The sequence below is a fragment of the Rhizobium sp. H4 genome (assembly GCF_003013335.1).
In the GTDB taxonomy this organism is placed as follows: Bacteria; Pseudomonadota; Alphaproteobacteria; order Rhizobiales; family Rhizobiaceae; genus Rhizobium; species Rhizobium sophoriradicis.
The window spans coordinates 38,958-51,453 of sequence record NZ_PSOW01000029.1 but is presented as its reverse complement, the minus strand read 5'-3'; the positions used below and the strand labels follow the sequence as shown (position 1 = coordinate 51,453).

At 56.7% G+C, this 12,496-nt stretch carries 10 protein-coding genes and 6 pseudogenes; 8 read left to right on the top strand and 8 right to left on the bottom strand.

The annotated features are described in order from the left end of the window. Both C4N04_RS30230 and C4N04_RS30225 read right to left on the bottom strand, forming a co-directional pair. Window positions 1-275, bottom strand: a pseudogene (locus C4N04_RS30230) (DDE-type integrase/transposase/recombinase); the annotation flags it as partial. Between the two features lie 31 nt (window positions 276-306). Next, a pseudogene (locus C4N04_RS30225) lies at window positions 307-995 on the bottom strand (transposase). Window positions 996-2,457: 1,462 nt separating this feature from the next. On the opposite strand from C4N04_RS30225, the gene C4N04_RS32390 reads away from it, so the two are divergent. Continuing rightward, a complete protein-coding gene (locus C4N04_RS32390; RefSeq protein ID WP_245423971.1) occupies window positions 2,458-2,889 on the top strand; it encodes a hypothetical protein in 432 nt (143 codons plus the stop codon). Window positions 2,890-2,920: 31 nt separating this feature from the next. On the opposite strand, the pseudogene C4N04_RS30215 reads toward C4N04_RS32390, so the two are convergent. Beyond that, window positions 2,921-4,099: pseudogene (locus C4N04_RS30215) on the bottom strand (IS256 family transposase). 114 nt (window positions 4,100-4,213) lie between these two features. On the opposite strand from C4N04_RS30215, the gene speD reads away from it, so the two are divergent. From speD to C4N04_RS30205, 3 genes and pseudogenes are all read left to right on the top strand, one after another. After that, window positions 4,214-4,639 carry an adenosylmethionine decarboxylase gene (gene speD, locus C4N04_RS30210; protein ID WP_097603409.1) on the top strand — a complete coding sequence of 142 codons (426 nt, stop codon included), beginning with the start codon at window positions 4,214-4,216 and terminating at the stop codon, window positions 4,637-4,639. Between the two features lie 31 nt (window positions 4,640-4,670). Further along, window positions 4,671-4,937 carry a hypothetical protein gene (locus tag C4N04_RS31980; RefSeq protein ID WP_164736476.1) on the top strand — a complete coding sequence of 89 codons (267 nt, stop codon included), beginning with the start codon at window positions 4,671-4,673 and terminating at the stop codon, window positions 4,935-4,937. Between the two features lie 111 nt (window positions 4,938-5,048). Then, window positions 5,049-5,330 (top strand): annotated as a pseudogene (locus tag C4N04_RS30205) (reverse transcriptase domain-containing protein); the annotation flags it as partial. A gap of 160 nt (window positions 5,331-5,490) precedes the next feature. Here the strand turns inward: C4N04_RS30205 and C4N04_RS30200 are convergent. The 3 genes from C4N04_RS30200 to C4N04_RS30190 all read right to left on the bottom strand — a co-directional run bounded on the left by C4N04_RS30200 (window position 5,491) and on the right by C4N04_RS30190 (window position 7,702). After that, on the bottom strand, window positions 5,491-6,081 hold the full coding sequence (locus tag C4N04_RS30200) for a nuclear transport factor 2 family protein (protein WP_011053426.1): 591 nt from the start codon (window positions 6,079-6,081) through the stop codon (window positions 5,491-5,493). A 167-nt stretch (window positions 6,082-6,248) separates the two neighbouring features. After that, complete coding sequence (locus C4N04_RS30195) at window positions 6,249-6,503, bottom strand: ferredoxin (RefSeq protein WP_004678571.1); 255 nt, start codon at window positions 6,501-6,503, stop codon at window positions 6,249-6,251. Window positions 6,504-6,523: 20 nt separating this feature from the next. Next, complete coding sequence (locus C4N04_RS30190; RefSeq protein WP_042120111.1) at window positions 6,524-7,702, bottom strand: cytochrome P450; 1,179 nt, start codon at window positions 7,700-7,702, stop codon at window positions 6,524-6,526. Window positions 7,703-8,008: 306 nt separating this feature from the next. On the opposite strand from C4N04_RS30190, the gene C4N04_RS31680 reads away from it, so the two are divergent. Together C4N04_RS31680 and C4N04_RS30185 are read left to right on the top strand one after the other, a co-directional pair. Then, window positions 8,009-8,182 carry a hypothetical protein gene (locus tag C4N04_RS31680; protein WP_010009909.1) on the top strand — a complete coding sequence of 58 codons (174 nt, stop codon included), beginning with the start codon at window positions 8,009-8,011 and terminating at the stop codon, window positions 8,180-8,182. Between the two features lie 596 nt (window positions 8,183-8,778). Then, window positions 8,779-9,495 (top strand): Crp/Fnr family transcriptional regulator, encoded by a 717-nt coding sequence (locus tag C4N04_RS30185; RefSeq protein WP_097667774.1) that lies wholly within the window; start codon window positions 8,779-8,781, stop codon window positions 9,493-9,495. Here the strand turns inward: C4N04_RS30185 and C4N04_RS31675 are convergent. Both C4N04_RS31675 and C4N04_RS32385 read right to left on the bottom strand, forming a co-directional pair. Continuing rightward, window positions 9,485-9,574 (bottom strand): annotated as a pseudogene (locus C4N04_RS31675) (L,D-transpeptidase); the annotation flags it as partial. The gene C4N04_RS30185 and the pseudogene C4N04_RS31675 overlap by 11 nt on opposite strands. 57 nt (window positions 9,575-9,631) lie before the next feature. Beyond that, window positions 9,632-9,850: pseudogene (locus tag C4N04_RS32385) on the bottom strand (cobyrinic acid a,c-diamide synthase); the annotation flags it as partial. A 527-nt stretch (window positions 9,851-10,377) separates the two neighbouring features. On the opposite strand from C4N04_RS32385, the gene C4N04_RS30180 reads away from it, so the two are divergent. Beyond that, the gene (locus C4N04_RS30180; RefSeq protein ID WP_004678566.1) at window positions 10,378-10,917 is read left to right on the top strand and encodes a peroxiredoxin; all 540 of its coding nucleotides are present in this window, start codon (window positions 10,378-10,380) and stop codon (window positions 10,915-10,917) included. Window positions 10,918-10,992: 75 nt separating this feature from the next. Further along, window positions 10,993-12,444, top strand: a complete 1,452-nt coding sequence (gene rpoN, locus C4N04_RS30175) for an RNA polymerase factor sigma-54 (RefSeq protein WP_011053429.1) — start codon at window positions 10,993-10,995, stop codon at window positions 12,442-12,444. Window positions 12,445-12,496 lie beyond the last annotated feature (52 nt).

The window sequence follows — 12,496 nt, the reverse complement described above, 5'->3', positions numbered from 1 at the left end:
CTATGACGTGGATCAAGCACCGGCACGTAGCGCGAGAAGGTGTCGACCACCGTCAGCACGCGCAGTTTCTTACCCGTTGCGAGTTGGTCGTGAACGAAGTCCATCGCCCAGACGTCGTTGGGTCCGATGGCCATGTGCCGATCCTCGCGAAGCTTGGCGGTGTCTTGTTCCGCAACTGTAGCCCCAAGTCCCTGTAAATGCGGTAGGTTCGCGCCCCAACCCTCGCGTTCCAACAGCACATGCACGCGGCGATAGCCGTAGCGCACCCGCGTCTCAGAGCCCGATTCAAAAGTTCATTCGTATATCCTATCTTGCGATGCGCCTTGTGAGCATTCTGATTGAAGCGATTTGCGCCCATGCGGTTGCGCTTTCGATCGATTTCTCCCAATCCTTGGCGAGACGGCGGCAGCGTCCAAGCCAGGCGAAAGTTCTTTCCACCACCCATCTCTTGGGCAGGACGACGAAGCCCTTGGCGTGATCCGAACGCTTGACCATTTCGATCGTCCAGTCACCATGGCCGCACATTGCTCGCCTCAACTTGGCTCCGGCGTAGCCACCATCGGCGAAGATGTGGCGCAGCCACGGAAAACGGCGGCGGATCGCCTTGAGGACATGGGGTGCGCCGTCGCTACGCTTTGGCTGTCGATAATCCCTGCCGTCGGTTGCGCCTCCCGTCCCTCGATTTCCCGCGCCGCCATCACCAGAAGCTGGTTGATGCTCTGCCACAGTCCGATCGCGCGCCAAGCATAAAAATAACCGCGCACTGTCGAAACCGGCGGAAAATCGCCCGGCAGCATGCGCCATTGGCAGCCGCTCGAGGCGATATAGAGGATCGCCTCCACGACCGAGCGCATATTCGTCGTCCGACGCCGCCCGCAACGACGCGCTGGCGGGATCAGCGGTTTGATCAACGCCCATTCCCGGTCCTTCAAATCACTTGGAAAACGAAGCACGTCTCGGTTATGCTCACGGCGAGCGATAGCAGTCCAGCTCATCGAAACCCCATTTGATTTAGCACCAATAGGGAATCACAACTGACTGTTATCGCTCAACTTCTTTTAAATCGGGCTCTTAGGCAATTTCCGCGGAGGACGGATTATCAAATATACCGGGCATTACCACTTGGTGTATTCTGCGTGCTTCGCGGTTATACGAGCCCTATTTGTTGTATCAATACTTATGCCATCGGATACGACCGAGTCTAATACCGGAGAAAAGATCGCTTAACCGCCCGAATCATTTCAAAAAATATTACAGATAGTGGAGGAAGCCCGTGGGCTTACGTGTAATCGCGTGTTCTGCTCCCCAGTTTTCTCACGGCGAGGCGGGCGAAATGGCATTATCAAGCGCCGATCCGGCAAGCCTCTACAATGCCTGCAGATATGCTGCGTCACTGGCATCCAAGGCGGAAGGTGCATGGGGCGAAAGCAATTGGCGCGGCACCAGGAGTGACAGGCGACAATCAACGCTTCTGCTATCTGACAGGGACGATGTGCAGCGAAGGCTAACGCCGCTATTAGTCCGGGTCCGGCCCAATTTAGTTCTCATAGGAGCGATGTCGATATGCTTCCGTGGTGCGATTGAGACAGCGAAATACATCAGAGAGTTTCTAGGCGATGACGTTTGTATCGTTCTTGGCGGTCGCCACGCCACCGAAACAATATATCGGGATGACGAAAATCGTGTAAGACATCATCTAGCGTCCCCTCTGCGGCTAATTGCTGACGGAAAAGTTTCCAGCTGTTTCGACATCGCGCTCTCCGGAGATGGTGAACACTTTATCGCGGAAATTGGGTGCGTCGTAGCTTCCTTGGAAGCAAGAGGTTTTTCGCCAAGGGAGGCGAAATTCTCATTGGGCCACCTGACGACCACCCCGGGGCACTGGATCGCCGGCACAATCATGGACGATCAGGTCCACACTGTGTGCTCTTCGGGCATGCCGCTCGATTATAATGGGATGCCATCCCCAGCCGAAATGTTCGGAGTTACAACTAGCTTTGACGTGTTTGGTGGCGCGCCTACCGCGCACGTCTTCAGCGACATCGGGCGTGGATGTATCTATGATTGTATCTTCTGCAGTGAGAGGATCAGCGTTGGCGGGCCTCCTCGACAGTTCAAGATAAGCCCCCACCGGTTATGCGGCCAACTCGCAGCAGCCCGCCGCGTAGTCAAGGCAGATTACGGCGAAAACTTTCCTGTCTCGGCGTTCATTGAAGACTCAACTCTTCTTGGATGGAATTCGGCCCTCGTAGCCCAGTTTGAAAAGGTATTCGACCCACTCGAAAATCCTGTGCGGCTTGGCGGACAAGCGACCATTGACCAAATTGTCAATAACCCAGCCCTTGCACGAAGACTAGGCCGCATGGGCCTGGATATCTTTTCATCGGGGTCGAGACACCGCGCCCAGAACTTGTTGGAGGTCTTCACAAGAACATCGCCACCAAGAAGGGTTCGTGGATGGAACGCGCGGACAAAGCAGTTGAGATCTTGTCCGAAGCCGGAATCAAGGTTGGGGTATCCCTCCTATTTGGTATGGGCGAGGGAGCTGCTGAAAGGCAGCAATTGTTTTCGGCCTTAGAATGCTGGCGGAAAACGGGCTCTCTGATCACAATCAGCATGAACTGGGCCGTCCAACAGCCTTTGAGAAACACGGTTCAGGGGAATGAATATACCTATTTGGATTGGGCGGTGTCGCCCGGTCCCATGCTGTCGTTGTTAAGGAATTTTGGCGAATCCTCTGAGATCTATCCAATTGCCGGCGGTACAAGCCCAGACGAAGCCTCCGTAAAGGATATTCTCCAAGCCACCAAGGAGATCATGGCTATGCCGCCTGCACACCCAATGCAAAAGCAAGAAGCGGATCATGTCCCAGGACGTGGTGTAGCTTAGACGACCACGGCTCATCCCAGCCGGATGAGTGTCAGCTTGCTGCTGGCAGGCTGATGAGGGGATCATCGCTCATTGTGGCGATTGTCTCAAGTGTCATGTAGCGGGATCGCTGGACGGCCCATTCATCGTTCTGTTCGAGCAGCAGCGCACCGACCAGGCGCACGATGGCGTCGTCGTTGGGGAAGATGCCGACGACCTCTGTCCGCCGCTTGATCTCGCCGTTCAATCGCTCAATCGGGTTGGTCGAGTGAAGTTTGGCCCAATGCTGCTTGGGACATGTAGGCGAGCACGTCTTGCTCGGCGCTGTCCATAAGACTGGTGAGCTTCGGTACCTTTGGCCTGATCTGGTCGGCGACGTTGCGCCACTGAGTGCTTGCCGCCTCCGGCGTGTCCTGAGCGAAGGCCGTGGCAATGAAGGCGGAGAAAACTCGGCGTCCGCTCTTTCCAGCATGGGCCAAGGCATTGCGCATGAAGTGGACCCTGCAGCGCTGCCAGGTGGCGGAGAGCACCTTCGATACTGCGGCCTTGATGCCCTCATGCGCATCGGAGACAACGAGCTTCACGCCACGCAGACCCCGCCTGGTCAGCTTCGAAGAAACTCCGTCCAGGTCGCCTCGGCCTCGGACGTGCCGAGCACCTCGCGTCGACCGTCGGTGTTGACGCCGACGGCGATGATTACGGCGACGGAGACAATACGACCACCGCGCCGAACCTTGAGGGAGGTCGCATCGATCCACAGGTAGGGCCATTCTCCTTCGATGGGCCTGTCGAGGAAGACCTTCACCTTCTCATCGATTTCTTCGCACAGCCGGGATACCTGGCTTTTGGAGATGCCGCTCATGCCCATGGCCTTGACGAGGTCATCGACGGATCGGGTCGAAACGCCATGGATATAGGCTTCTTCGATGACCGCCGTCAGGGCCTTCTCGGCCATCCGGCGTGGTTCGAGAAAGCTCGGGAAATAGCTGCCTGTGCGAAGCTTGGGAATGCGCAGCTCGACGGTGCCCGCCCGTGTCTCCCAATCCCGGTCGCGATAGCCGTTACGCTGGGCCAGTCGGAAGCCATTCTTCTCGCCATAGCCCGCGCCGGTCTTCGTGCCGACCTCCAGCGCCATCAGCTTCTCGGCAGTAAAGCCGATCATCTCGCGCAGCAAATCGGCATCGGCGCTCTTCTCAACGAGTGAGCGCAGGTTCATCATGTCGTCGGTCATCGGTGGTGTCCCTCAGGTTGGCTCTAAGCAACCCGACCCTACCGGAAATCACCGATGGCTAGGAAATCCAGCTACACCACTCCATTGGACACGATCAAGAAGCGGAGCATATATATGCTGAACGGAGCGCCTAAAGGCGGAATAAATTACCCTAGCTCAGACCGAGTATGCGCCGGAACCCATCTCTTTATCGATATGTGGGATGCAGAAAATACGGGAAATGCTGAAGCGATTGAGGCGGCGGTAGCGCAAGCCGTTCATGACTGCCGCGCAACGATGTTGGAATCGAGTTATAGAAAATATAGCGAAGATGGGGGCGTCACGGGCTTCGCAATTCTCGCTGAATCGCACATTTGCGTAAATACCTGGCACGAAGAACGCATGGTCGCGATAGACGTATTTTTTTGTGGTTCGCTAGACCCGTACGCGAGTATCACCGCGTTGCGCGACGTATTTCGTCCATCCCGGATCCATATTAGCGAGCACAAGCGTCTTCTTGGAACAAGAATAACGCATCCAAATATTGTGGAAGCGCTTTAACCGAAAGTATTCTCCGAAATCGAGGCGGAACATGTCTAGACAAATCGTTTTCGTGCGCGAAAAATACCCTTCTGAATTCCGCACTATGATCGTGCCGAATGAAGTGCCGTACTACACAGAAAAGGGCTTTGAGGTATTCGTCGAGCTTGGTATCGGCGAAAAAATTGGCTTTGCGGAACCAGCCGGATGTCCTAAAGCGCCGGCGTGTCTGGTTCGACGGCCAACTGATCTCGATCCAGAACAGCTGATCTTCATCGACGAAAGTGTGCTGCAGAGGCACGGAAGGAGTTCAGTATGAGCTAACCCCGTAACGTGAAGCTGCGTGAATGATGGAGGATGGCCCTCCGGGATCGGCTTTCAGGAGCGGGTCTCAAACCAGTCCGAACTGCTGCGATAAAGAGCCGTGGTGGCTGGGGCTTACTTTCCGCCGCCGGTGCGCGTCGTCTCCATTCCAAAGAAGACCGGAGGCGAAAGGGTTTTGGGTGTGCCGACGGTCAGTGATCGGATCGCGCAGATGGTGGTCAAGCAGATGATTGAGCCGGATTTAGGGCCGCTCTTCTTGCGAGACTCCTATGGCTACAGGCCGATGAAGTCGGCTTTGGATGCCGTTGGGGTAACGCGTCAGCGGTGCTGGAAGTACGATTGGGTTCTGGAATTCGACATCAAAGGGCTGTTCGACAATCTTCCGCATGGGCAATTTCGTCTGGACGCGCCACGCGACCCATTGGCACCCGGCTGCGCACCGCGGTGAGGTCTATCTTGCCCGCGCGTTCAAGTTCCGAAACCATCGGCATGCGCACGTAAAAGTTCCCTGACCAACGTTGACGATCTCGAGGCTGAATCCTGATCGATCAAGTCTCACTTTCATCCTCTTGAAGGAATGCAGTCTTCCTAAATGCGTAGACGGGGTCATCGGGACATGATGCTCCGATCGGCTGCCGGTGGCCGAACTGCTCAGTCTCGGATGCCGCGGCCAAGATCTGCTCCTCGACTAGATCATAGACCACCGTCCGTTCGGCAATTCTCCAATCCCCTCCCTTTTTCAGGAACAGATCGCAATAGCGGCCGCAGATCAGGGCCTGACTTAGCGTTCCGGCCTTGTCCGGTGCGCGTTGCAGTGCGGCGAAGTAACTTTCGACGGCGGCTTTTTCCGGGCTGCTGAACTCAATCAGAATGTTCGTGATTTGATGGATGTTGCGCGGTCCCGTCTTGAAGACACCAAGGGCGAACTCGATGAAGCCCTCGGCCGAACCGGGATAGGTCCCGTGATTGTCACGTGCATCGGGCCAGTAGGAACTGCGCAGCGCCCTTTCATCGGCGCGGTCTATCCCGCGGCAATACCGATAGAGGCAGTCGCGGAGCGCCTCGCGGTCGAGCAATTCGGTAATTTTTTTTTGTGTTTCATCGCTTGTCGCACATCTGATATCGGGGCGCTTACCCATCCAGTGACGCAGCCAGCTTTCAACTGCTCGGCTGACGTAAGGAAAAACCCTCCCTCTGCTTAGGCATGCATGTAAACAACTGCCCTTAGAAGTAGACACCAATGGGAGAGCTGCGGGTAAGGTGTTTGGACAGCGACGGCGCCGTCATGCACCAGTTGCGTTGCGTTTCAACCCCCACAATGTTGGTTGAACAAAAGGCGATCGAGCAACGCATCCGAAACGCAATCTATCTCCAGCGCACGTTCAGGGCAGGATCGAGCGCCTCGCGACGCGAACAGTTCGTCCCTCTCCTCGACATCGATTGCACCGGGCAGTATGTATCCCTCGTCGTCAAGATTGAATATTTCGGGCGCTTGGGCCCAGCATCTTGCATGACCTTGGCATTTGGAAGTGTGCACTATGACGCGCATACGGTACTCCATGTCTTTCCTCCTCTCAATTATCAGGACCAGTCCAGGATCAGATTCTCCATTCCAAACACGTGGCCCCCATAGGTGATGGGCGCCGTACCATCCTTGATACGGAAGTCAGGGATGCGCGACAGCCACTCCTCCAGGCCGATGATGATCTCTCGCCGGGCAAGGTGTGATCCAAGACAGCGATGGGGACCGTACGCAAAAGCGGTGTGGCGATTGTCTTCTCGTGCCAAATCGATCGTGTTCGGATTTTCGAATTCCACCGGATCACGATTGGCAATCATCGTGGCGCAGGAAATGTAGTCACCCTTACGGATCGGCGCGCCTTCGAAATTGATATCTTTCGTCGCCACACGGATCATCTGCACGGTCGAATAGGCGCGAAGCAGTTCTTCGGCTGCGAGCACAATTCGATCCGGTTTGCTCCGCAGCAATTCCTGTTCTGTCGGATTGCGCGCGAGATAGGCCAGGTCAAAGCCGATCGCCGTTGCCACGGTGTCCAGTCCCGCGACGAATAGAAGCACGCCTATTCCATGGATTTCCTGGTCTCTCAACAGGCGGCCGTCGACCTTTGCCTGCACGACGAAGGTCATGAAATCGTCGGCCGGTTCTTTGCGGCGCATCGCTGCAAGTTCATCGATGAACGCCAAAATTGTTCGGGCGGCTGCGGTTCGTCTGATGCCGTCGCCGTGGAGCAGGTCCTTCCCCCAGCCCACGAATGTATTGAGGCGCTCATCGGATAAGCCGAGCAAACGGAGGAAGATACTAACCGCAAAAGGAAAGGCGAAGTCCGTCAAGATGTCGCAGCTTGTGCTCGACGCGGAAATCTTGGAAATCAACGCAATCGCCCGATCACGGACCGCCGGTTCAAGCTCCATTATCCGCCTGGGCGAAAGCAGCGGATTGAGAAGTGAGCGAAACACGCTGTGAGCCGGGGGGTCGAGTTCAAGCGGGATCAGCGGCCAGTTTTCGCCAAGCGCCGAGGCGAAAAGGCTCCGATGGCTGGAAAAGGTTCCGGTGTCCTGCAGCAATTTGCGTTGGTCCTGAGCGCGAACGATGACCCAGGTACCTCGGCCATCGCGCGTATTGCAGGGAGAATAAAAGATTCTCGGTCCATTATGGAGGCAAGCGACAGCTGCGTGCGGATCCCCATTTGGCATGCGCTCCATGCCGGGCGACGTGAACAGGCTGAAGTCCTTCACCATTTCGGGAGGGACATGTTCTGGAACCCTAATGGTAGCCACTGCTTTTCTCCTGTCATCAAAGCCCCTTCGCCGAGAACGAATTCTCCTCGGAGAGGGAGCGAGCAAAATCGTTGAGCGCCAGATTTCCAATCTCAGCAGCGCGAGGCGCCAATGACATGCGATGCAGCGATCAGATCGCCGTGCGGCTCGAAATCCACGCTGCTTTGTTGGCCGAAGTCGAAATTTCTTGGATGCCTCGCCCGCCCTTCCGGTCGACATCGGATTTTCACGGGTACCTCTCTTCCGGTAAATGCGTTCTGAGCACAGATGCATTTTGATTTCCTCCGCTCCATGGCGGTCACCAAAGAAACCGGCCGACAGTCCTTGCCGCCCCGCAAGAAGAACTTCAAAGTTCATGCCAATTTGATTGATTTGGCCGGAAAGAAATTTTTCAATTGCCTTTCAGCGCTTTGGCTCAAGGCAGAACTAAAGATTGGCTGATCAAGGCCGTGTCGCGTATCTAACAAAACCCGACATCAGGTGCCGGATGCCATCTATTCAGGTGCGACTTTTTTCCAGCCACCACAGCCGGGGGCCAGAGACAGCGCGACGAGTAACGAATGTCCTGATGTACTGCGATGCAGTGGGATAGCTTGAGGGTGGGTAGCTTTGAATTGTGGCATCGAGCTAGCGGCGGAATTCCGGGAACAGCTCGAAGCGTGCTACTCCTTTGTCCTGAATGTCAGTTCTACCAGCCCGACGACACCACCCTAAGAGTCGGCGGCAATCTGCCGATTGGGTGTTGCCTGACAGCAATGGGTATGGTGGCCTACCGTCCGCCGAGACGGAAGGCGATGGCCGCAGAAAGCCCGCTCAAGCGGCGGGCCGAAAATGCCGTCCGAAACAAATCCACAAACTGCCCTGCCTGGCACGGCAAGAGCGTGGGTACGGAGATTTGATCTGGATCAAATCGCAATCCCGATGAAATTGATAGCCATCAAAGACGCGCTGGAAGAAATAGGGATAGCCGAAGTCGCAACGGCCGCGTGGTCGTCTCGGGCATGTCCGGCATAGGCGGTTTTCGAAGGGATCAGGACATGGACGTCGCACGCAGTGAGGTTCTCGTGATTGGCACTTCCGTCGCTTGCCGTTCCTGCCAGGCGCGGCACGGCGTCGTTTGCGGCGCCTTGTCGGCTGGCCAGCTTAGCGAACTTGGCCGCCACTCGCTGCGCCGCAAGGTCGACGCAGGCTGCGAGATCATTGCACAAGGATCGGAAAACTCTTTCTATTCGAACATCACGCGCGGCGTGGTGAAGCTCTGCAAGGTGATGTCGGACGGGCGCCAGCAGATCGTTGGCCTGCAATTCGCCCCCGATTTCGTCGGCCGCCCCTTCGTGCGCGAAAGCACGCTGTCGGCCGAGGCCGCGACCGATGCGGAGATCTGCGTGTTCCCCCGCAATTTGCTCGAACGCATGATATTGGAGACTAGGGAATTGCAGCGTAGCCTGCACGCTCAGGCGCTGAACGAGCTGGATGCCGCGCGCGAATGGATGCTGACGCTCGGCCGGCGGACCGCCGAGGAGAAGGTCGCAAGCCTGCTCCACCTCATTGCCGCCCACGCCGAGACGGCGACGAGCACTGCCTTCGATCTGCCGCTATCGCGTGCCGAGATTGCCGACTTTCTCGGGCTGACGATCGAAACCGTCAGCCGCCAGTTGACCCGGCTTCGCAAAGAGGGCGTCATCCGCATCGAGAACATCCGGCATATCACCGTGCCCGACTTGGATGCGCTCGCAAAGAAAATCAGCGGGTAATTACCACCCGCGTATTGGAAAGGCCAGCCTGGCGCGCCAGCGTAAAGAACTAGGCGGCATTGTCGGGATGCAGACGGACGTGCCGGGCGCTACCACATCGAGCATTCCGGGCGAGAAAACTTCTAGTCCCGGAGCCGCCGGCTTGCAGCTCGGGATAGCCGCCGGGCAGGTGGGTGGCGTCGCCATCGGCGCCGGGCGCCCAGCAGGTCGCCAGCGAGCTGAGCGGTGAGCGGTGAGAGGAACAAAATATCAGCTCCGCGGCGACGTCAGCCGAGCAACAAATGCTCGTAGGCCAAAGGCTACATAGCGCGACCCGGGTACCGGTCGGCATCAGCCGATCGATATTGGCGGCTGCGAGCTCTTCACGCCCCCAACCTGCGGATATCCGCCATCGTCGTCTTCTGTGACGAAATTATCGGAGCCGTTTGCGTTTCACCATTTTTCGATGCGCGGTCCGAGCCTGGCGCCCCCTTTTTGTCGGACCTCAAACTTTCTTGTGCAGTTTCAAACAAGAAAACGTGCGCGGGTAGACATACGCACGAGCAGAACCTCAAACCCCGTGACCCGCGCCTTCCCGCCGCGACCGGACTGGCGGGCAGTATGCTAAGGTTCTAAAAGGCGGCAGAGAAACCTTGATCGAGATGCGGTCGGAAGTAGCCGAAACAGCGCCCGGCCGTCAGCGCGGCACAACGGCTTCACAATTCGCTCGCCCGCACGAGCAGCGCACGAGTGCGGCGACGAAGGCCCTGTGCTGACCGCAAGTCCATCTCCTTCAGGCCAAATGGCATGACGCTTGCTTGCCCTGGCGTGTGGGCCGAGGTCGGATTCGTGTTAGCCGTGACTGAGAGGCCGCAAATAAATTTTCCTAGAGGAGCTTCATTGATGACCATGGAAAAGCAGGTCCCTATTGTCACCTTTCGCACGCGGGTTCGCGACGAGTCTATATCCGGTCCCAACCCCTACCGCTGGGAAGACAAGACGACCGACGACTATTTCAGCGGTAAGCGGGTAATCCTTTTTTCGCTGCCGGGCGCCTTCACGCCAATCTGCTCCACCTTCCAACTGCCTGATTTCGAAAGTCTTTATGTCGAGTTTAAGAAGAATGGCATTGACGACATCTACTGTCTCTCCGTCAACGATGCCTTCGTCATGAATGCTTGGGGCAAGTCTCAGGGGTTGAAAAATGTCAAGCTTATCCCGGACGGTTCGGGAGAATTCACTCGGAAAATGGGTATGCTCGTCGCCAAGGACAATCTCGGTTTCGGTCTGCGCTCCTGGCGCTACGCTGCCGTGATCAATAATGGCGTCGTGGAGGGGTGGTTCGAGGAAGAAGGCTTTGGCGACAACTGCGCAACCGATCCGTATGGCGTTTCTTCGCCGCAAAACATTTTGAAATGCCTTAAGGCCCCAGCCTTCGTATGAGCATTGAAGCCAACGACCAGCAGCTACGACTTGTCGTGCACACCTGCGCCGAACGATAGGAGTTTTGCTCGAACCATGAAGTCCTTTACAAGCCTTCATCAGCGTCAGCAGCAATCGCTGGTTATTACGCCCCAGCTCATCGCGTCTATTCGCTTGCTGCAGCTGGCGCACACCGAACTGAATCAGTTCGTGGAACAGGAAATCGAGAAGAACCCATTTCTCGACCTGGCGTCGAATGACGGCGGGGCTTCTGGCGTATCGCCAACTGCGGCGGATGATCCAAATATCAGCGCACGCGAAGACCACGTTGATGGACCGGCCAGGACGGACATGCCTGAGCTGTCTAGTCCCTGGAAATCAATCCGTGACACAGGCAACCTTTCGCCGGGGGAAAGGCCTTCCCTGGATGAGTTCGCCGCCTCAACTGAGACATTGCACGAACATGTCGCCCATCAGATCGCCCTCACTGCCTTCACACCCCAGGAGCGGCTGATTGCTGGCGCGCTTGCCGACCATCTGGATGACACTGGGTATCTGCAAGTGAACCTTCTGGAGCTAGCAGAGAGGCTAAATAGCCCTGAGGCTGGAGTGAAGCGGGTTCTTGAGGCTTTGCAGCTATTTGACCCGCCGGGCATATTTGCGCGAAGTCTGGGCGAATGCCTCGAGATTCAGTTGCGCCAACGAGACCGGTTCGACCCGGCCATGGCAGCTCTGGTCGCAAATCTCGAGTTGCTTGCGCGACGCGATTTTCGAGCACTGAAGCGACGTTGCCGGGTCGATGAAGACGACCTTCTCGATATGTTGAACGAAATTCGTGCACTTGACCCAAAGCCTGGAAACCAGTTCCAGTCCGCAAGGTCGGAATCCATCATACCCGACGTCTTCGTCCTACCCTCGCCGGGAGGCGGATGGCACGTCGAGCTTAATCGGGAGATTTTGCCCAAGGTACTGATCAACCAAACCTATTTTGCGCAAGTTACTCGCCTAACCGCCCAAAGCTCGAAAGATCAGTCATTCCTCAACGAATGCTTCCAGAGCGCGAGCTGGTTGGTTCGGAGTCTCGATCAGCGCGCCACGACGATCCTTAAGGTGGCGACCGAAATCGTGCGCCACCAGGATGTCTTTTTGGAAGATGGCATTGCTCATCTTCGCCCTCTCAATCTTAAGACCATCGCTGACGCGATCGACATGCACGAGTCCACTGTAAGTCGGGTAACGTCGAACAAATACATTCTCACGCCCCGCGGCGTGTTCGAGCTCAAGTATTTTTTCACCGTCGCGATCCCGTCCTCACAAGGCGGTGACGCGCACTCGGCCGAAGCTGTGCGCCATCAGATAAGGGCACTTATTGCCGCAGAGACGCTCCATGATGTGCTGTCCGACGATGGCATCGTTGCCAAGCTCAAGGAAACAGGCGTCGACATTGCTCGCCGCACAGTCGCCAAATATCGCGAGGCGATGAACATCCCCTCGTCCGCGCAACGCCGGCGGGAGAAACGGTTTGTACTGGCGGCCGCGGAGGGATAAGTCCTTTGTACCGTAGGTGATGCCCTTTTCCCAAAAACCGCGGAACTGAGGC